The sequence below is a fragment of the Filimonas lacunae genome, assembly GCF_002355595.1.
Classification (GTDB): domain Bacteria; phylum Bacteroidota; class Bacteroidia; order Chitinophagales; family Chitinophagaceae; genus Filimonas; species Filimonas lacunae.
Map to the genome: position 1 here is coordinate 659,803 of NZ_AP017422.1, position 20,965 is coordinate 680,767.

18 protein-coding genes are annotated in these 20,965 nt (G+C 43.6%); 6 read left to right on the forward strand and 12 right to left on the reverse strand.

The genetic code is table 11. The features are described from left to right. Positions 1–241 precede the first annotated feature (241 nt). The 3 genes from lpxB to surE are packed head-to-tail and all read right to left on the reverse strand — an operon-like array spanning position 242 to position 2,497. A complete protein-coding gene (gene lpxB, locus FLA_RS02720; RefSeq protein WP_076383003.1) occupies positions 242–1,345 on the reverse strand; it encodes a lipid-A-disaccharide synthase in 1,104 nt (367 codons plus the stop codon). 48 nt (positions 1,346–1,393) lie between these two features. Next, on the reverse strand, positions 1,394–1,690 hold the full coding sequence (locus FLA_RS02725) for a hypothetical protein (protein ID WP_076383005.1): 297 nt from the start codon (positions 1,688–1,690) through the stop codon (positions 1,394–1,396). Then, positions 1,691–2,497, reverse strand: a complete 807-nt coding sequence (gene surE / locus FLA_RS02730) for a 5'/3'-nucleotidase SurE (protein ID WP_076383007.1) — start codon at positions 2,495–2,497, stop codon at positions 1,691–1,693. 230 nt (positions 2,498–2,727) lie between these two features. Between surE and FLA_RS02735 the strand changes: the two genes are divergently transcribed. Further along, positions 2,728–3,507: a helix-turn-helix domain-containing protein gene (locus FLA_RS02735; protein ID WP_076383009.1), complete on the forward strand. Its 780-nt coding sequence runs from the start codon at positions 2,728–2,730 to the stop codon at positions 3,505–3,507. Positions 3,508–3,536: 29 nt separating this feature from the next. On the opposite strand, the gene FLA_RS02740 is transcribed toward FLA_RS02735, so the two are convergent. Genes FLA_RS02740 through FLA_RS02750 form a run of 3 tightly spaced genes read right to left on the reverse strand, consistent with a single transcriptional unit; the run spans position 3,537 to position 7,598 of the window. Beyond that, on the reverse strand, positions 3,537–4,436 hold the full coding sequence (locus FLA_RS02740; protein WP_076383011.1) for a histone deacetylase family protein: 900 nt from the start codon (positions 4,434–4,436) through the stop codon (positions 3,537–3,539). Between the two features lie 17 nt (positions 4,437–4,453). Continuing rightward, the gene (gene pdeM / locus FLA_RS02745; protein ID WP_076383013.1) at positions 4,454–5,113 is read right to left on the reverse strand and encodes a ligase-associated DNA damage response endonuclease PdeM; all 660 of its coding nucleotides are present in this window, start codon (positions 5,111–5,113) and stop codon (positions 4,454–4,456) included. A gap of 16 nt (positions 5,114–5,129) precedes the next feature. Beyond that, complete coding sequence (locus FLA_RS02750; RefSeq protein ID WP_076383015.1) at positions 5,130–7,598, reverse strand: ligase-associated DNA damage response DEXH box helicase; 2,469 nt, start codon at positions 7,596–7,598, stop codon at positions 5,130–5,132. Between the two features lie 109 nt (positions 7,599–7,707). Here FLA_RS02750 and FLA_RS02755 point away from each other — a divergent pair, with 109 nt between their 5' ends. Together FLA_RS02755 and FLA_RS02760 are read left to right on the forward strand one after the other, a co-directional pair. Beyond that, positions 7,708–7,899, forward strand: coding sequence for a hypothetical protein (locus FLA_RS02755; protein WP_076383017.1), 192 nt, complete (start codon positions 7,708–7,710; stop codon positions 7,897–7,899). A gap of 90 nt (positions 7,900–7,989) precedes the next feature. Further along, the gene (locus FLA_RS02760; protein WP_084206584.1) at positions 7,990–8,535 is read left to right on the forward strand and encodes a virulence RhuM family protein; all 546 of its coding nucleotides are present in this window, start codon (positions 7,990–7,992) and stop codon (positions 8,533–8,535) included. 29 nt (positions 8,536–8,564) lie between these two features. On the opposite strand, the gene FLA_RS02765 is transcribed toward FLA_RS02760, so the two are convergent. From FLA_RS02765 to guaA, 5 genes are all read right to left on the reverse strand, one after another. Further along, a complete protein-coding gene (locus FLA_RS02765) occupies positions 8,565–9,614 on the reverse strand; it encodes an IS481 family transposase (protein ID WP_076383033.1) in 1,050 nt (349 codons plus the stop codon). Between the two features lie 169 nt (positions 9,615–9,783). Next, complete coding sequence (locus tag FLA_RS02770) at positions 9,784–11,382, reverse strand: ATP-dependent DNA ligase (protein ID WP_076382074.1); 1,599 nt, start codon at positions 11,380–11,382, stop codon at positions 9,784–9,786. Between the two features lie 3 nt (positions 11,383–11,385). After that, positions 11,386–12,411: a ligase-associated DNA damage response exonuclease gene (locus tag FLA_RS02775; protein ID WP_076382073.1), complete on the reverse strand. Its 1,026-nt coding sequence runs from the start codon at positions 12,409–12,411 to the stop codon at positions 11,386–11,388. A gap of 111 nt (positions 12,412–12,522) precedes the next feature. Beyond that, complete coding sequence (locus FLA_RS02780) at positions 12,523–13,704, reverse strand: type 1 periplasmic-binding domain-containing protein (protein ID WP_076382072.1); 1,182 nt, start codon at positions 13,702–13,704, stop codon at positions 12,523–12,525. Positions 13,705–13,743: 39 nt separating this feature from the next. After that, positions 13,744–15,273, reverse strand: a complete 1,530-nt coding sequence (guaA, locus tag FLA_RS02785; RefSeq protein WP_076382071.1) for a glutamine-hydrolyzing GMP synthase — start codon at positions 15,271–15,273, stop codon at positions 13,744–13,746. 150 nt (positions 15,274–15,423) lie between these two features. Here guaA and FLA_RS02790 point away from each other — a divergent pair, with 150 nt between their 5' ends. Next, the gene (locus FLA_RS02790; protein ID WP_076382070.1) at positions 15,424–16,122 is read left to right on the forward strand and encodes a response regulator transcription factor; all 699 of its coding nucleotides are present in this window, start codon (positions 15,424–15,426) and stop codon (positions 16,120–16,122) included. 1 nt (position 16,123) lies between these two features. After that, entirely contained in the window at positions 16,124–17,515 is a 1,392-nt protein-coding gene (locus FLA_RS02795; RefSeq protein ID WP_076382069.1) for an ATP-binding protein, read from the forward strand. Positions 17,516–17,613: 98 nt separating this feature from the next. Here FLA_RS02795 and rpsT read toward each other — a convergent pair whose 3' ends face one another. Further along, positions 17,614–17,877: a 30S ribosomal protein S20 gene (gene rpsT / locus FLA_RS02800; RefSeq protein WP_076382068.1), complete on the reverse strand. Its 264-nt coding sequence runs from the start codon at positions 17,875–17,877 to the stop codon at positions 17,614–17,616. A gap of 306 nt (positions 17,878–18,183) precedes the next feature. On the opposite strand from rpsT, the gene FLA_RS02805 reads away from it, so the two are divergent. Beyond that, on the forward strand, positions 18,184–20,928 hold the full coding sequence (locus FLA_RS02805; protein ID WP_076382067.1) for a 2-oxoglutarate dehydrogenase E1 component: 2,745 nt from the start codon (positions 18,184–18,186) through the stop codon (positions 20,926–20,928). Positions 20,929–20,965 lie beyond the last annotated feature (37 nt).

Below are 20,965 nucleotides of genomic sequence, written 5' to 3' on the forward strand. Positions count from 1 at the left end.
GTTAATGATGAATAAATGGCTTACGCATTTAAAAATAAAAGCATTGAAGTAATAAGTCTTGTTCATTTTATTCACTGAGGGTGATGTGTTCAATGATAGACGTAAAAAAAAGCCTGCTATGTTAAAGTATAGCAGGCTTTTCTTTTTTATAGGATGGGCGGTAAGTCTGAATTTAATCCGCCGGGCAAATATTTGATTTGTAAAATGAGGTAGAAAAAATAGTATGTAGAGCTGTTTTTTGCTATCCCATAAACTCCACAATGCTCTTCGCTGCATTAGCCGAAGCATTACCACCAGCAGACAATAGTTCATGCAACTGGCCATAATCTTGCTTTAATTGCTCTTTGCGCAGTGGATCGTTCAATAATTTTGTTAGCTCTTCCGTAAGGTTGCCAGGAGTAAGGTCGTGCTGTATCAACTCCTTCACTACCATCTTATCCATGATCAGGTTTACCAATGATATGTATTTCACTTTAATCAATCGCTTTGCTATCTGGTAACTGATATTGCTGCCCTTGTAACAAACAATCTCTGGCACTTTAAATAAGGCTGTTTCTAACGTTGCGGTACCGCTGGTTACCAATGCCGCTACGGATTGTTTTAGCAGTGCATACGTTTGATTACGCACGGCAGTAACGTTGCTGTAAGGCTGTAACAGGCTGCTGTAAAAGCTGTCTTCCTGGCCTGGGGCCATCGCTACTACAAAACGGTGGTTGGGAAAGCGTTTGGTTACTTCCAGCATAATGGGCAGCTTCTTAAGTATCTCCTGCTTTCTGCTACCGGGTAATAATGCAATAGTAGGCAGGGGAGAAGTAGGCACAGCGGAAGAGTCGGTAACATTATCAATCACCTTTACCAGTGGGTGACCCACATATTCTACTTCCCAGTTCCATTTATCGCGGAAGTAATCTTTTTCAAAAGGAAGGATCACCAGCATTTTGTCAATGCAGGTTTTCATTTTCTTCACACGGTTTTCTTTCCAGGCCCATACCTGCGGAGAGATGTAATAAATAACCTTAATGCCCTGCTCTTTGGCCCATTCGGCAATGCGCAGGTTAAATCCGGGATAGTCTACCAGAACGATAACATCAGGCTTGTATTGCAGTATGTCTTCTTTGCAAAAAGACAGGTTGCGTAATATGGTGCGAAGGTTCATGATCACCTCCACAAAGCCCATAAAAGCCAGTTCGCGGTAATGTTTTACCAAAGTAACACCAGCAGCCTGCATTAAATCGCCACCCCAGCCACGTACTTTGGTAGCTGGTTGTAGTTGTAATATCTCTTTCACCAGGTTACTGCCGTGCAGATCACCACTAGCCTCGCCAGCAATAATGTAATACTTCATTTGTTTATGCAGGTGCCTGTTACCGGGCTATTGCAGGGCAACAGCCGCTTACAGGAAATATTTTAATATCAGTGAACCTACTGCGTACACACAGGTAGATGCGAAAATGCCCTTGGCTGTGTCGTCACGCCTGGTATTGATGTAAATAGTGAACAGCACAGCGTTAGCAAGCAACGATACGCTTACAATGCCCGTGATTAATGTTTTTTGAGAGCCTAACAGTCTGAAAAAATCAGCGATAGTAGCGGCGGGATAAAACTTCCATAAATAATAAAGCGCCATTCCAAAAACAGGCGCAATTATACCCAGGACGATACCCAATTTAAGGTTGTCTTTTCTTAGCATTTATTTGGTAATTAAGGATTGTTCCAGTTTGTCCTTTAATTTATAATAAGTGAGATCAAATTGTACGGGCACAACACTTACGTAGTTGTTTTTCAATGCCCACACATCTGTGTCTTTACCCTTGTCGAAGTTTACAAATTCACCTGTTAACCAGTAGTAGGTTTTGTTATGCGGATCTTTTCTCTCTGCAAACTCTTCTTCGTACTTGGCGTAAGCCTGGCGACATACTTTTAATCCTTTCAATAAGTCTTTAGATACAGGAGGTACGTTCACGTTTAAGCACAGGTGCTTATCTATCTTTTTACCCAATACCTGTGTTACCAGCAAACGCGCATAGTGCTGTGCACCAGTGAAGTCTGCTTCTACACTATAATCCAACAGGCTGAATCCGATGCTGGGAATGCTTTCAATAGCTGCTTCCAGCGCCGCAGACATAGTGCCTGAATAAATAACATTGATGGAATGATTAGCGCCATGGTTAATGCCGCTAAGACATATATCTGGTTTGCCTTTCAATATTTTATCTACTGCCAGCTTCACACAATCTACCGGTGTGCCGCTGCACGACCAGGCTTCTACCCCTTCAAACAGATTATTCATCTGTTGCAATCTTAACGGATGTCCTATGGTAATGGCATGTCCCATGCCGCTTTGTGGCTTATCGGGAGCCACCACTACTATTTTACCCAGCCCCTTTACCGATTCTACCAGCGCTTTAATGCCGGGAGCGGTAATACCATCATCATTCGTAATCAGTATAACGGGTTCTTTCTTCGTGTTAGATGCTACTTTCTTAGCTTTTGCCATAATATATTGCAATATACACACTTTCCAGCCTATTGTGTAACGTAAACGCAGCCGTAACAACAGCTTAACAGGCTTTTAGTGAAAGGAAAAGATAAAAAATAGTGGCAGGTGCGAATGGAACAACGATTCTATATCAATGGGATAGCGGATTTAGCATTTTTTAGAAAAATGCAAACAAATTTGGCTAAAACTAAATTAGTTAGTATTTTGCCTTCATAAATTATCAAGCCATGAGTCACGCGGGAAAAAATCTGCGTTATCTGCGCAAATTGCGCGGCTGGACGCAGGAAGAATTTGCGAATAAACTGAATATAAAGAGATCATTAGTAGGCGCTTATGAAGAAGAAAGGGCGGAACCACGCCTGGAAGTGCTGGAGGTGATTTGCGGACTGTTTAAATTAAGCCTGGACGAATTGTTACTGGAAGACTTGACCGCATCGGGATCGGGCGGAAAAACCACCAGCAGTGGAGGTAATAGCTACCTGGACAAACGCAGGCAGATGAAAATGTCCGGCGAAGTGCAGCAAATTCATTTTGTGCCTGTTAAAGCCGCAGCAGGTTATTTAGCAGGATATGCCGATCCTGAATTCGTTGACGAGTTAAACACCTTTACCTTACCTATGCTGGCTCCCGGTCAATACCGTGCTTTTGAAATTATCGGAGACAGTATGTTACCTACCCCCAGCGGCAGTGTAATAGTAGGCGAGAAAGTGAGCGAAATTGAGGATGTAAAATCCAGCAACACTTATATCGTGATCTCCAAAAGCGAAGGCATTGTTTACAAACGTATTATGCGTAATAATAAGTTGAAAAACAAGCTCACCCTGGTAAGTGATAATCCTATTTACGAACCGTATAACGTGAACACCGAAGACGTGCTGGAAGTGTGGAAAGCGCAGATGGTGATTACCAAAGCCAACACTCAACAACTGTGGGATGTGAACCAGCTGGCCGGATTGGTAAACAATCTGCAGGAGCAGGTGAGCAGCCTGAAGAAGAAGGTAGGTTAACTGGTAACAGACTAATATAAGTTAACAAACTAGTACAGGTCCATTGCCAGCTTAAACGTATGGCAATGTGCTGTAACTATTGTTCTTACATCGGGAGAATAACCACCGCCCATAGCTACGGTAACGGGAATGCCTTTCTGTTTCAATAACTGAAACACATAGCTATCCCTTTCCCGGCATCCTTCTGGCGTAACCTTTAGTTTGCCAAACTTATCCGTGTTGAGTATATCCACGCCGGATAAATAAAAAGCAAAATCTGGCTGCACCTCCTCCAGTAAACGGGGCAGGTGCTGATGCAGTAACTGCAGGTAGGTAAGTGTGTCTGTACCATCCGTTAACGGAACATCCAGGTTAGACTGTTCTTTATGAAATGGATAGTTATGCGCACCATGCATACTAAAAGTAAACACCCGCTCTTCATGTTGGAAAATACTGGCTGTGCCGTTGCCCTGATGCACGTCCAGATCGATAATAAGAATGCGGGAAGCCAGCTTCTTTTGCAACAGGTAATTAGCTGCTACTGCCATATCATTCAACAGGCAAAACCCTTCACCACGGTCTGCAAACGCATGGTGTGTGCCACCCGCGACATTTAAAGCCACACCCTGCTCCATTGCGTGATAACAACAATCAATAGTGCCCTGCGCAATCACCAGCTCCCGGTGGGTAAGGGAAGGAGATTGCGGAAAGCCTATCTTTCGCTGCTCCGAAGCAGTTAGTGTTTGCTGTACCAGTTTATCAAAATAATGGGCATCGTGCGTCCACAACACCACTTCCCGCGAACATTCTTTCGGTGAAAACAAATTGTTTTCAGTGATGTATCCTTCGTGCAGTAACTGTTCGGGAATCAGCTCGTATTTCTGCATAGGAAAACGATGCCCTTCCGGCAATGGCTGTATATAACAGGGATCGAATGCAATTTTTACCATGAATACAATACCCGTGTTTAAGTAGTAATAGCAATGACTGATTGGTTTACAATAGCAAATACGCTATCGCTGGAAGTAGGCTGAATGCCCGCCAGCCCGGTAAAGCGGCTGAATGCAGGCAACACCGCATAAGACGAGCCGAAATAATAACACGGAAATTGTAACGACTGTTTACCCATGCCATTAATACGAATGCCCGGGTGTATATGTCCGGAGAATACATAATAACCCGGAGCAGAACAGTGTGATTCCGGATCGTGTGTAAAACAAAACTCGTCTTGTATATACTGATGATCGTATGTAATAATGCCTGCCTGTGCATACCAGGCATCACCCAATATATCATGGTTACCCTTCACCAGTTTAAAATCTACCTGTGGCAAATCGTTACGCCAGCGCATAAACAAATCCATTTCTTTATTCATGCGGCTGTGGAAGAGGTCACCGGTAATGATCAGCTCTTTAGGCTGGTAATGCTGTATACAGCTAAACAGGCGTTGTAAATCTTCCTGGAAAACAGATTGCGGTACCGCTATACCTGCCGAACGGAAATGCCCTGTTTTGCCAAAATGCAAATCGGAAACGATCAACGCATTGGCTTCCTGCCAAAACACGCAACGCCCGGCGGATAGCCAGAGTGTGTTGTTGCGGATGGTATGCGATACAGGAGTGAACATGCGGGAGCAAAGATACCTACTTTTCCAGTTGTTGCTGCATACGACGAACGCGGTCTTCCAGTTGCTCGGACGACATATCTTCCCGCAAACTATCCACCTTAATGGGAAAGCAGAATGGGGTAAGCCGTTGCGGTACGGTAATTACCACTTTGCTTTGCTGTATGCGTTGCAAAGCCGCACGCAGGCGTGCTTCCTCCATCTGTTGATCCAGTACCTCCTGGTAAGCTTGTCTTAACAAAATATTATACGGATCGTACTCCGCAAATACTTTAAACAGTAGGGATGCGGATGATTGTAAATGACGGGCCTTCTTATGCTCACCCGGGTAGCCCTGGAATATCAATCCGCCAATAACAGCTACGTCGCGAAACTTACGCTTTGCCATTTCAGCCGCATTGGCGCTACGTTGTATGTCATGAATGAGATTATCTGTGCTGAATAGCTCATATACATTGGAGTCATCCACAGGTATAGGTTGATCGCTCAACAGCTCAAACCCATAATCGTTCATCGCTATAGAAAAGGTGATGGGTAGTATCCGGCTAATGCGGTAAGCCAGTAAAGCAGCCATGGCCTCATGCACCAGTCTTCCTTCAAAAGGATATACGAACAGGTGATGCCCGTCTTTCGTTTCTATATGCTCAATCAGTAACTCGTTTGACTTTGGAATATGCGACAGGTATTCCTGCAATTCAAACAGAGGATGCAGAACCGTTAGTTCCGGCTCCTCAGCTTTCTTACTCAACGCCAGGTTAAAGGTTTCGCGCAACACCAGTCCCAGGTTAGCAGAGAGGGGCAAGCGCCCACCATTCCACGCGGGCACAATGCTTTTGGGGGCATTGGATTTTTTCACGATCACCGTCATATCCTTAATGCCTACCAGTTGCAGGTTACGTCCTGCCAGCGTAAAGCTATCGCCCGGCTCCAGTCGGCTGATAAAATACTCTTCTATCACGCCAATATACCCACCACTCATAAACTTCACCTTCAACATAGCATCGCTTACAATAGTGCCTATATGCATGCGGTGGCGCATAGCCATGCGCCTGCCGGTGATGCGAAACACACCATCAATCACCTCTACTTTTTTATAATCATCATATTGTTGTAAGGCACTGCCACCGGTAGTGATATGCGCCAGCACCTGCTGCCATTCGTTATCATTCATCTCCGCATAACACCAGGTGCTTTTCACTTCCTTATACGCCTGGTCGGCCGTAAAACCTTCGCCAATAGCCAGTGTACACAGATATTGCACCAGCACATCAAAGCATAGGATCATCGGATCACGGCTTTCTACCATTTCCTGCTTAATAGCCTTCTTTAACGCTGCAGCTTCTACCAGCTCCAGCGAGTGTGTGGGTAAAAAGTAAATTTTACTTACTTCTCCCGGCCTGTGTCCGCTACGCCCGGCCCGTTGTAAAAAACGCGCCACCCCTTTAGGAGAACCTACCTGTATCACTGTATCTACAGGTCTGAAATCCACTCCAAGGTCAAGGCTGGCCGTACACACCACCGCCTTCAATGTTTCTGCATGCAAAGCTTCTTCCACCCATATGCGCAACTGGTGTTCAATACTGCCATGATGCAAAGCAATTGCTCCTGCCAGTTGCGGAGCAATTGTTAACAAGGTTTGATACCACCGTTCACTCATGCCCCGCGTATTGATGAATATAAGCGTGGTCTTGCTCTGTTCAATAATCGGAATAATCTTATCAGCCAGCTTAATACCCAGATGTCCTGCCCAGGGGTACTTTTCTATTTCATCCGGTAGGATAGATTCTATATAAATAGGCTTATCCAGTTTGGCGCGCACAATAACGCCCTTTTGCTGCAAAGGCCGCATCAGCACATCCTTTGCCTGCTCCAGGTTGCCAATGGTAGCGCTGATGCCCCATAAAGAGAGTGGTAAGTTGGTGGTGGTGAGTTGAGAGTTTACTATCCGGGAAAGCGCCAACTCTACCTGCACGCCCCGTTTGCTACCTAATAGTTCATGCCATTCGTCAATAGCAATAACCCGGAGTGTTTTAAACAGATCTGGGTATCCCTTTTGTGCTAATAGCAGGTGTAGACTTTCCGGAGTGATAATCAGTACCTCGGGAATATTCCTTTTTTGTTTCTGCCGCTCACTCATATGTGTGTCTCCATTACGCACACCTACCTGCCAGGGAATGCCTAACTCCAATAAGGCTTCTTCCATAGCCCGGCCAACATCTTTAGCCAATGCCCGCAATGGCGACACCCATAGTAGCCTTAACCCGTTTTTACGTGGCTTCTGATAGCTGTCAGGATATTCATTGATGTATTGTATAACAGCCCCAAGGAACACAGAAAATGTTTTACCAAACCCTGTGGGCGCATTCACCAGTCCGCTCTTACCTTTTACAATATGCTGCCAGGTTTCCTCCTGGAAAGCGAAGGCTTTAAATTCTTTGCTGGTAAGCCATTCTGTTATAACCGTATATCCTTTAGTTGCGCTCAAAATACTATTGCTATATTTTGATATTACAAATATGTAGCCATGTTGTGCAATATAGCTGAAACATTGGGTGAGATAAAATCAGGGAAAGTTTTAACTTGGATAAAATGAAAATATGGGCGATGTAAAGCTTGACAGTATCAAGGGAATGTTGAGTGTTTTCTCAAAAAATGAGGATGTAGTTACTGATAATGTAGATCAATATAATAAGGAGCTACAAGAGGCGGAAAAAGATTATGAACAGGAAGAATATATTGATCATGATGAATTCATGAAACAAATAAAAGCATGGTATATCAGGGAGTAAGATAAATCAATAGGACTAATTGGGTTTTGTACTTACTTTACAACAAAGCCGTTAGGCTAGTAGAGACAGCTTGTATTAAATACGACAATAATGGAGAAAATTGAAATCCTATTATACAGTGTGCCAGAAGGAAGGGCTACTATTGAAGTGTTTTATGAACAGGAAACCTTTTGGCTTTCTCAGAAAAAGATGGCTGAACTGTTTAATGTGGATATAAGAACCGTTAACGAACACCTGAAAAATATTTTTTCCTCCCATGAACTAGAAGAAGATTCAACTATCCGGAAATTCCGGATAGTTCAAAAAGAAGGAAATAGAGAAGTAAGCAGAGATATTGACTTTTATCATCTGGATTGTATTATAGCGGTAGGTTACCGTGTAAACAGCAAAGAAGCTACTCATTTTCGCATTTGGGCCACTAAAACTCTCCGGGAATATGTTATTAAGGGGTTTTTGCTGGATGATGAGCGGTTAAAGCAAGGTAAAAGTTTTGGAAAAGACTACTTTGAAGAGTTACTGGAGCGTATACGTGAAATAAGAGCGAGCGAACGGAGGTTTTACCAGAAAATTACAGATATCTATGCACAATGTAGCATAGATTATGATCCTGCTTCAGATGTATTAGATAGTATTTGATCTGACAAACGAGGATTAAAACAAAGATATTAAGCTGCTGAATATAGGTCATTCAGCAGCTTTTGTTTTGCTAAAGGTAGTGATTCGATAAATGTCTGCATAGGAGTTTTACCAAAGCAATATCTGCCACTATGTGGTCTTTCGTTGTTGTAGTACTCCATCCAAGCATCCAGATCATTTTGCAGATCGTCGATGCTGTCGTACAGTTTTTTCCGGAATGTGACCGCGTAAAATTCTTCTTGCATAGTCCTGTGAAGCCTTTCACAGATACCGTTCGTCTGTGGATGCCGCACCTGGGTTTTGGTGTGATCAATACCCTCGATTTGCAGGTATAGTTCATATTCGTGGTGCTCTGGTTTGCCTTTGTACTCAGTGCCACGGTCTGTAAGAATTCGAAGAAGTGGGATCTGATGTGATTCAAAGAAAGGCAATACCCGATCATTCAGCGTATCTGCTGCTGTAAGGGCTGTTTTGCCGTCATAGAGCTTGGCAAAGGCCACACGACTATAGGTATCAATGAAGGTTTGCTGATAGATCCTGCCCACGCCCTTAATTGTGCCCACGTAGTAAGTATCCTGGGAACCGAGGTAACCTGGATGCATAGTTTCTATTTCACCCTGGGATTCCCGCTTTTCTTTTTTGCGCTCCATTGCTATCATCTGAGCTTCGGTAAGTATCAGACCATCCTGAGCCACACGGGCTTCTAATGCTTTCAGGCGCTTATCAAATACTTCCAGATCATGGCGTTGCCAAACACTACGAACACCACCGCCTGAAATAAAAATACCCTTCTTGCGCAGTTCATTACTGGTCCGCTGCTGCCCCCAGGCAGGATTCTCGAAGGCCATAGTAACCACTGCTTCTTCGATGGCTGGCTCAACGCGATTCTTGATAATAGGTTTCTTTCGGCTGATTTCGTGAAGGGCATTTTCTCCTCCGGTATCGTACAGCTCTTTAATTCTGTAGAAGCTGTCGCGACTGTAGCCCATTACCTTGCAAGCTTGAGATACATTGCCTAAATGAGCCGCTAAATTGAGGAGTCCTAACTTGGTTTTGATTAACTTAGTTTCAGATTTCATGGTCTGACATTTTGGGATTGGTTAAAAGTGTGGTTACTTAAAATTAATCCCATTTGTCAGATCAAATCTTAACTTCTACAGATAAAAAGAGCAACTAGGCCAAATTCATTTAGCAGCAAATGGTCGGCTTGTTTCTGGCACGTATGGCATTAGTTTTAAATTTAATCATTTACTTCCCATACAATTCCAGCATCTTTTTCAAATCATCCAAGGTATTAATCTCCTCCGGCTTTTTATCAGTGCGCCACCGGCTGATACGCGGAAAGCGAAGCGCTACGCCGCTCTTATGCCGGTTGCTGGCGGCGATACCTTCAAAGGCAATTTCAAACACCAGTTCAGGCTTTACCGTACGCACGGGACCGAACTTTTCAATAGCATTGTTCTTTACAAAAGCATCTACCTGTGCAAATTCTTTATCTGTTAAACCCGAATAGGCTTTGGTAAAGCTTACCAGCTTATCGCCATCTCTTACGGCAAAAGTATAATCGGTATACAGGTTACTACGGCGTCCGTGCCCCTTTTGTGCATATATCATTACGGCATCAATGGTAAGCGGATCAATCTTCCATTTCCACCAGTCGCCCACTTTCCGGCCTACCTGGTAGGCGGAAGATTTACGTTTTAACATCAGGCCTTCTGCCACGCGTTGCCGGGCTTCCATGCGTATTTCTGTTAACTGTGGCCAGCTATCAAAAGGGATTACGGCGGATAGTAATAAAGAAGGGTGCTGGATTGTGTTTACAATCTGTTCCAGATGTTGCCTGCGCGTTTCCAGTGGTTGCTCCCGGCAATCTTCATAATTATATTCCAGCAGGTCGTAAGCAAAGAAGGCGATAGGGGTTTCTTCCAGATTTTTCTTTGTTACATTCTTGCGTCCTATGCGTGTTTGTAGTAAGGCAAAGGGTAGGGGTGTACCATTGACAGCAGGGATGATCTCGCCATCCATTACAATGCCATCGGGTAGCAAAGTTTGCAGTATATGGTATTCCGGGAATTTCTCTGTCATCAATTCCTCGCCGCGACTCCATACAAACAGTTCATTATTTCGCTTAATAATTTGTCCGCGAATGCCATCCCATTTCCATTCCGCCTGCCACTCCTGTGGCGTGCCCAGTTCTTCCGGGGCTTTATCCAGCTGGTGTGCGAGATAGAAGGGATAGGGCTTAGAGAAATCTATATTAGTAGCCTGTTCACTTAACAGGTGTTCAAAACTGGTGGTGGCAGGGTTCCAGTTACCACTGATACGGTGTGCGATAACAGAAGCAGAAAGGTTGATCTTTTTAGCCAGGGCGTTCACCATGGTCTTTTGCGATACGCCTATTCTAAAGCCGCCTGTTAGTAATTTGTTGAACACGAATATTTCTTCCCGCTGCATTTGACGCCAGCAGCTGGTGATAAATTCTTTCTTTGCGGCTTCATCCGCTTTTTCCAGTAATACCAGTTGTTGCAGGTAATTGGTGAGTGAGCTGCCTTCTGTTGATAACAAAGAAGGTGGAGGTAACAGCAAGGCGATTGTTTCTGCTAAATCGCCTACTGTATGATAGCTTTCTTCAAACAACCAGGCCGGTATGTCTGTTAGCTCCATACACCACTGCTGCAAAAATCCCGAGCTGATAATACGCTTAGGCCGTCTGCCACTGAACAGGGCTATCACCCAAACTTTATCTTTATCATCAGCGGTAACAAAATAGTTAGCCAATGCATCCAGCTTTTCGTTGGTGCCGGTAGAGGTGCCTAAAGTATGTACCAGTTCTGCAAATGCTTTCATAGTTTATTCTGCTACAGGGGTGATGGTATCTGCTTCTGCATTTTCTTCTTCGCCGCCATATTCCGTTTTTACTTCTGCACTCCAGATGCCTTTTTCGTTCAGGTAACGGCTGAGGGTGCTTTGAAAGCCATGTGTTACATATACTTTTTCCGCACCGGTGGCTGCTATGCTGCTGAGTAAACCATTCCAGTCGGCATGGTCACTTAATGTAAAGCCCGCATCGGCATTATGCCGGCGCACGTTACCACGCACCTGCATCCAGCCACTGCAAACACCTACGCGATAAGGCGAAAAGCGGCGCATCCACGGGCTATCTTCTGCACTGGAGGGAGCAATAACAATACTGTTCTTTAACTCGGCCTTACTGGTCTCAGGTGTTACACGAATTACTTCCGGTAAAACGATACCTGCCGAAGCTATAGCCTGCTGCATGTTCCAGATAGCGCCATGCACATAAATGGGTTGTTGCAAAGGGGCAAGTGCGGTAATAATACGTTGTGCTTTGCCCAGGCTGTAACCAATAATCACACTGGTGTTAAACTGCTGTTGGTTGTGCGTTACCCATTGCCGTATATCATTGTAAATGTCTGCCTGTTTTTTCCAGTTGTAAATAGGCAGGCCAAAGGTAGACTCTGTAATAAACGCATGGCAGGGGATGGGAGTAAAGGCACCACTAATGCCATCATCTTCGGTTTTATAATCTCCGCTCACTACCCAAACCTCTCCTTTATATTCCAGGCGTATTTGTGACGAGCCGATAATATGCCCGGCGGGATGCAGGGATATTTTTACCCCATTCATAAATACAGGCTCGTCCCATTCAACGGTTTCGTAATGGTTATTGCCTAAGCGCGCCTGTAATATGGGTTTGGTATAGGTATGGCACAGGTAATACTGATGGCCCCAGCGGGCATGATCGCTGTGTGCATGGGTGATAACCGCTTTAGCCACGGGGCGCCAGGGATCGATATAAAAATCGCCGGCCGGGCAATAAAGCCCTTTATCTGTAAAAGAAAGTAGCTGCCCCATGATGATAGCACTGTTGTGTTTATTAGTTCATAAGTTACTATATAGCAAACACAATGCAAAATGCCAGCCAGAAACAATCCGGCTGGCATTTCACCTGTAACTACAGTATACTTAATTAATGCTTTTTACAGCTCCGTCCTGTAGCTTAATAAAGTACAGCTTTTTATTCTCCAGGTAATCCGGAACAAACGAAGTGCTGGTTAAACGCACTGCTTCAAAACGGAAATCGCTGGCTATTTTATAGCTGGAATCGGACAGGTTGTTGATGAAATCATTTTTATCCTTTAACAACAGCTTGGAAAAGTGATACATGCTTTCAAAGCCTTTAAATACCATATCGCTGGGGCGGCCCTGTAGCTTGTTTTTATACTGCTTGGTAATAGAAGCACCCACCCTGTCGGTACGTGAAAAATTGTAAGGAGTAGAATATACCACCTCAATGTTTTTAACACTGGTAGGGTTGATAATATCCCAGGTAGGCATGCCCACCGCTACACTGCGATAACTGGTAGCATTGTTTAAAGTATGTGCCACCAGACTACCAAATGTTTCGTTTACACTGCCGCAGATAACAATGTTTTGACGGGTGCTGTCCATATGAGCCAGTAATTGTTCTGGTGTGAAATTATCAGACAGTTCTACTGTTTTATACTTTAGCTTATCAGGTATAGAATCCATTGCAGTAAAGTAATCTTTGATCTTACTTTCTACAGCTCCTTTACGGGTAACATAAATCATCTTACCTATTACATAGTTGTGCTGTACATACTTGTAAATACCTTCTACGTGCGTTTTTAAGGTAGAATTTACCATTACGAAAAAGGGATTAGAAGTAAGGCCGGCATCGTTAGGATAGGTGGCAGATATTACAGGGATGTTTTTGCTGAACGAAAACTCGGAAATCACTTTTTGCTCTGCTGCGTTGTTTAGCGAAGCAATGATGAGCGAAAAGTTCATATAATCGAGTGTTTTAACAATAGTGGTGATGTTCTGGCCTACTTTTTTAGTGTCGTAGATCCAAACTTCTATGTTGGCGTGTTCTTTGTTCAGCGAATCGATAGCCATCATAACACCATTATAGAAATCCAACCCCGGAGTCATAAACTTGGGCAAATTGGCATTGCCTAATTTATAAGAGTAACCATTGAAGGCCGAATCGATATACAGAGGTGCCAGAACCGCTACACGAAGCGCTTTAGGCTTTACAGCTACAGTATTATCCTGGGCGGAAATGCTGTTGAATAAACAACAAAACACGGCCAGGATAATGATGGATTTAGTTTTTAGGGTCATACTTTTTTATTTGCATTACGCATCCGTCAAAATTAATGCCTATTCCCACTCAATGGTAGCAGGTGGTTTTGAGCTGATGTCATATACGACCCTGTTAATTCCTTTTACGTTGTTGATGATTTCGTTAGAAATCTTAGCCAGCAATTCGTAAGGCAGGTGGCTCCAGTCGGCAGTCATACCATCAACGGAACTTACTGCACGTAAACAAACTACGTTTTCGTAAGTGCGCTCATCACCCATTACACCCACAGAGTGAACAGGAAGGAAGATAGCACCGGCTTGCCATACTTTATCGTACCAGCCAGAAGATTTTAAGTTATTAATGTAAATAGCGTCGGCTTCCTGCAGAATAGCTACTTTTTCCGGGGTAATATCGCCCAGGATACGGATAGCCAATCCTGGACCAGGGAAAGGATGACGGCCCAGCAGGGTGTCGTCTAAGCCCAAAGCCTTGCCTACGCGGCGAACTTCATCTTTAAATAAGGTGTTCAGCGGCTCTACCACTTTCAGTTTCATGAAATCAGGTAAACCACCTACGTTATGGTGCGATTTAATGGTAGCAGATGGGCCTTTTACCGATACCGATTCAATTACATCGGGGTAAATAGTGCCTTGTCCCAGCCATTTTACATTTTGTACCTCATGTGCAGCATCGTCAAACACTTCAATAAATACGCGGCCAATGGCTTTGCGCTTTTGCTCAGGATCAGTTAATCCGGCTAGCGCACCTAAAAAGCGATCACTGGCTTTAATACCACGGACATTTAAGCCCATATGCTTGTAAGAATCCAGCACCTGCTCAAATTCATCTTTGCGCAGTAAGCCATTATCTACAAATATGCAATGCAGGTTTTTGCCAATAGCCTGGTGCAATAACACCGCAGCTACTGATGAGTCTACACCGCCGGATAAGCCTAATACCACCAGGTCGTTACCCAGTTTTTCGCGAAGGCCGGCAATGGTAGTATCAATGAATGCATCAGGCGTCCAGTCTTGCTTGCAGCCACAAATAGTAGTGAGGAAGTTTTCCAGCAATTGCTTACCGTCGGTGCTATGTGTAACCTCTGGGTGAAACTGTATACAATAGGTTTGCGAACCGGTAATGTGGTACGCCGCTACTTTTACAGAGTCGGTGCTGGCTATGATTTCAAAGTTGGCCGGCACGCTGGAAATAGTGTCGCCATGCGACATCCACACCTGTGACAGGTTACCTACTTTGTTAAACAGTGGGTTATTGTGATCGATATAATGCAGGTTGGCCCGTCCGTATTCACGGATTTTAGAAGGAACTACTTCGCCACCGGAGTGCTGAGCAATATACTGCGCACCATAGCAAACGCCTAACAGCGGGAATTTGCCATGAAACAGGCTCAGATCTATTTGGGGAGCGTCTTCCTGACGAACGGAGTACGGACTACCGGAGAATATTACTCCTTTTACACTGTCATCGAATTCCGGAAGATGATTGAACGGATGGATTTCACAATAAACATTAAGCTCTCTGACTCTTCGGGCAATTAACTGTGTATATTGGGACCCGAAGTCAAGAATGATGATCTTTTCTTGCATGGGCAAAATTAAACATTATATGCAAAGCACCAAATGGAGACTCTCAACCCGTAATTCTGCCTTTTAAAAAACAAAATCTTGTCCGATTTGTACATGAAAATAACTTTTTTCATTATTTTGGATAACAAACACTTACAATTGTTTTAGGTGATGGAAAACACATACAGAATATTGCTGGCTGAAGACGAGCCAAAGTTGAGCCAGGTGATCCAGGACGAGTTAGCTCGGCAGGGATACCAGGCAGACGTAGCATATGACGGATTGATTGCTGAAAAATTATTTAAACAACACACGTATGCGCTGGTGCTGTTAGATATCAACTTGCCATACAAAAACGGTTTAGCGCTGTGTAAAGAGTTCAGAGAACATAATAAAAACGTACCTATTATTATGTTAACGGCCCTGGGAGAGTTGTCTGATAAAATGGACGCTTTTAACCTGGGAGCGGACGATTACATTGTAAAGCCTTTTCATTTTGACGAATTGTTTGCCCGTATTAAGGTTTTCCTGAAGCGTTCCGATACGGCTGCGGAAGGCGGAGAGAAGATTGTGGTGGCTGACATGGAAATTGACATGGAAAACAAAATGGTAACCCGCAGCGGCAAAAGCATTAGTCTTACTGCCAAAGAGTTTGCCCTTTTGGTGTTATTGTCCCGCAATAAAGGCAAGGTGATTTCCAAGCATGATATCCTGGAGAAGGTGTGGGAGTTAAGCTTTGATACCGGAACCAATACCATTGAGGTATATATAAGCTTCCTGCGCAACAAAATTGACAAGCCTTTTGAGGTGAAGCTAATTCATACAAAGCCTGGGTTTGGTTATTACGTGAGAGAGACTGCATTATCGTAACATGAACCTGAAAGTAAAATTTGCCCTTCTATTCAGTTTACTTGTATCCATTATCCTTATTTCATCAGTATTGGTAATCTATTTCCTGTATTCTGATACCAGGAGGGAGGATTTCAATAAACGACTGTGGGCGGAGGCCTTGCAGAATTACCGGGTGTTTTTTCATGTAGACACACTGGACAAGCAACTATTACGTGAAATTGACCGCAATTCGCCTGCTAACCTGGTAGAACTGCAAACAGTAATATTGGATGTTTCCTACAAGCAGGTATATGTTTACCCGGATACCCTGCAATTCAAAGCAGATAAAAATCTGCTTGATAAAATAAGGTGGAATAAAGATGGCTACTTCTATAGCAAAGGCAAGCGTGAGTTTATTGGCATGTATGTAGAAGAACATGGGCACGACAGCTACATTATTACTTCTGCAGTAGATCGCTACGGTTTAAGAAAGATGGACCGTTTGCGGCTGATTATCGGTTTTGTAATATTTGGAGGAATTCTATTAACCGCCCTGTGCGCCTTCATTTTTGTAAAACAGGTAATAAAGCCGCTGGATAAGATGAAGGCTCAAATGCATCGTATTACCGCCAATAACCTGCGAGAGCGTGTTCAGGTAGGAAAAGGATATGATGAGCTGGCGCAAATTGCCGAAAGTTTTAACGCCATGCTGGAACGTTTGGAAAAAGGGTTTGAACTGCAAAAAAGCTTTGTTCATCATGCTTCACACGAACTGCGAACGCCTTTGGCCAACATGCTGGCTCAAACAGAAGCAGCTTTAAACAGAGAACTGAATGCTGCTCAGGCTAAAGAAGTGCTGATGTCACTGAAAGAAGATCAGCATGCTTTGATAGAATTAGCTAATTCTTTACTGTTACTATCCCAATACGAACGTATTAATTATTCCGCCAGCTGGCAGGCGGTAAGGCTGGATGAAATCTTATACGATACCATCAGCATGGCACACCAGGTATTCCCGGATATTAATGTTACGGTAAACTTTGCCACTATTCCCGAAAACGAAGATGATCTGGCTGTAAAGTGTAATGAGGCGTTATTAAGATCGGCTGTTCGTAACCTCATTAAAAATGCTTACCTGTATTCTACCAATAAAAGCATGGATGTGCTGATAGAGGTGAAGGAACAGGAAGTGTGCCTGCATGTTGATAATGATGGTGAAGTATTAACGCTGTCCGAGCAGGAGCGCCTGTTTATTCCTTTCTTCAGGGGCGGCAATGCTATTCGCGCAAAAGGCTTTGGGCTGGGCTTGTTAATCGTAAGACGTATTGTGAATTTGCACAGGGGAGCCATTATTTACAGCATCCATGAAGGCAGAAACCGCTTTACCTTGTCTTTTCCCAAAGAGGTGCCGGTAGAGGAAGAAGTACTATAATAAATTAACGGAACATATAATAACGAAAAAAACCAACTGGAATTTCCAGTTGGTTACAATGCGATATTCTGAATAAGATAATACTAATCTGATCCGGACTATGCTGCGGTTGCTTTGAAAGCAATCTTCTTCGCCAGTTTGCTTTTCAGGTTGGAAGCTTTGTTCTTATGAATAACACCGCGTTTAGCCAGTTTGTCAATCATAGAAACTACAGAAGGAAGTTGCTCATCATAAGCTTTTTCTTCTTTCAGAGCTTTCAAGCCGCGGATAGCATTACGAGTTGTTTTGCCATAGTAACGGTTTCTGTCCCTGCGTTTCTCAGCCTGGCGCACATCTTTCTTTGTAGCTTTATGGTTTGCCATTGAAATGAAATTTTCTTTTAAAGGATTGCAAAGATAATCAGCTTATCTGAAACATCAAAATCAGAAATGAAAAAATTGGAAGAAATCCACATTCTTTTATTTCTGCCTGCAAAATACGATAAAATATCCCCATTAATCTAAGGGGGAGACGCATCTGCCAAAAACTAACAGTTATTGGCTTAATCTTAACCATTTTAGACTTTTGAATTTTAACTTATAGATTTTGAATTATCTAATCGTCAGAACAACGATATTTGCAAACAATTCTTTCAAAACAGATAATATTTACAAAAACATCCGCTTGGCATGAAGGACTTTTCATATATAACAAGCTCACATCCAGCCTTTATTGAGAGTTTATACCAGGAGTACGTACAGAATCCTACTAACGTTGATCCTGAACTCAAGAAGTTTTTTGAAGGTTTTGACTTTGCAATATCCAATGTAAACGGAAACGGAAAGCCAGGAGTAAATGGTAATGTAGCGGTAGACAGTACGCAGCTTACGAAGGAATTTAGTGTATACCAGTTAATACAGGCTTATCGAAAGAAGGCCCACCTGGTAGCTAAAACAAATCCCATCAGACCACGTAAAGACCGCAGGGCCAACCTGGAACTGAGTTATTTTGGGTTAGGGGATGCCGATTTAAAAACAACATTTGAAGCAGGCAAGTTTATTGGTCTGGGTAAAGCTACCCTGCAGGCCATTGTAGACAAGCTTACTAAAATATACGCTACTACTGTAGGGGTAGAATACAGTGCGCTCAATGATATGGAGCGTATTGAATGGCTGGCCCAGGCAGTAGAAGACAGATTACAGCAACCTGTTTCACTGGATCAGAAAAAACACATTCTGGGCAAACTGAACGAGGGGGTTATTTTTGAAAAGTTCCTGCACACTAAATATATAGGTCAGAAACGCTTCTCCCTGGAAGGTGGCGAAAGCTTAATTCCGGCTTTGGATGCTATTATCAACAAGGCAGCAGCCAACGACGTAAAAGAAGTAGTAATTGGTATGGCGCACCGCGGTCGCTTGAACGTACTGGCCAATACCTTAGGCAAAACTTACGAGCAAATTTTCACTGAATTTGAAGGCGTAATACCTGCCGACAAAACCATGGGTAGTGGCGATGTTAAATACCACTTGGGCTTTAGCAGCAACCACACTACACCTGCTGGTGGAAGCATCAACGTACAATTATGTCCTAACCCATCGCACCTGGAAGTGGTAAACCCTATCGTTTTAGGATTTGCCCGTTCTAAAGCCAATGTGTTGTATAACGCAGACTACGATAAAATTCTGCCTATATTAATACATGGTGATGCGGCACTGGCTGGCCAGGGCATTGTATACGAAACAGCACAAATGAGCGAGCTGCCTGGTTATCACGTAGGCGGTACCATCCATATCGTTATCAATAACCAGATTGGTTTCACTACCGATTTTGATGATGCACGTAGCTCTGATTATTGTACTGCTGTAGCAGCTATCACCCAATCTCCTGTATTACACATTAATGGTGATGATGCAGAAGCAGTGGTAAAAGCAGTGGAAATTGCTACTGACTACCGTCAGCGTTTCAATTCTGATATATATATCGACATCCTGTGTTACAGAAGACATGGCCACAACGAAGGTGACGAACCTAAGTTTACACAGCCTAATCTGTACGCTTTAATTGAAAAGCATCCGAACCCACGTGAGGTGTACATTCAGTACCTGTTGCAAAACGGCGAACCTGATGCACAGGAGCTGGCAAAGGAAATGGAAAAGAAATTCTGGGCCGACTTACAGGAGCGTCTGGACGAAGTAAGACAAAAACCAATTCCATACACTTTCCAAAAACCGGAAGAGTGGTGGAGAGAACTGCGTAGAAGCACAGAAACAGACTTCGACAAATCTCCTGAAACAGCTATCAGTGCGGAAGAAGTAACCCGCTTATTCAATGGCTTGATGAAGAAGCCTGACAATTTCTCCCCACTGAAAAAAGTAGAGAAATTATTACAGGATAAAGTAAAAGTGTTTGAAGCGGAGCAGAAAATTGACTGGGCAACCGGTGAATTACTCGCTTACTCCAGCATACTGGTGTCTAACAAAGATGTACGTTTAAGCGGTGAAGACGTTAAACGTGGCACTTTCTCACACAGACATGCAGTAATGTTTGATGAAAACACCAACGAACAATACAACAGGCTTAATCATTTCCAGGAGCAGCAAGGCAAGCTTCGTGTGTTCAACTCTTTGCTGAGTGAATACGGTGTGTTAGGTTTTGAATATGGATTTGGTATGGCCAACCCCAACTCCTTAGTAGTTTGGGAAGCGCAGTATGGCGATTTTGCCAATGGTGCTCAAATGATCATTGACCAGTATATTGCCAGCGCCGAGCAAAAATGGGGTACTATGAGCGGTGTGGTATTATTATTACCACACGGTTACGAAGGTGGTGGACCAGACCACTCCAGCGCACGTTTAGAGCGCTTCCTGCAAATGAGTGCGGAAATGAACATGATAGTAACCAACATTACTACCGCTGCTAACTTCTTCCACGCATTGCGTCGTCAGTTAGCATGGCCTTTCCGTAAGCCATTGATCAACATGTCTCCAAAAGCAAACCTGCGTCATGCAGGTAGCTACAGCCATATCAGCGAGTTTACACAAGGTGGGTTCAAAGAAGTAATTGATGATGCTACTGTTGCTAATAAAGGCAAAGTGAAGAAGGTATTATTGTGCTCCGGTAAAATCTACTTTGAACTGGCAGAAAGAAAGCAGAAAGAGAATAGGGAAGATGTAGCCGTTGTTCGCTTAGAACAGATTTACCCGCTGCCGGTGAAACAACTGGAAGCTCTATACCAGCAATATGGCAAAGCCGTATGGTACTGGGTACAGGAAGAGCCATTGAACATGGGCGCTGCTTCCTTCCTGCAAATGAATCTGAAAACTGTAAACTATGGTATCATCAGCCGTAACGCCAGTGCTTCTACTGCTACTGGTTTTGCTAAGGTGCACGCTGTAGAACAGGCAGATATAATAGACACTGCATTCAATATTTAATTATCTTACCGGCAGAAGAATATACTAACATAATAGA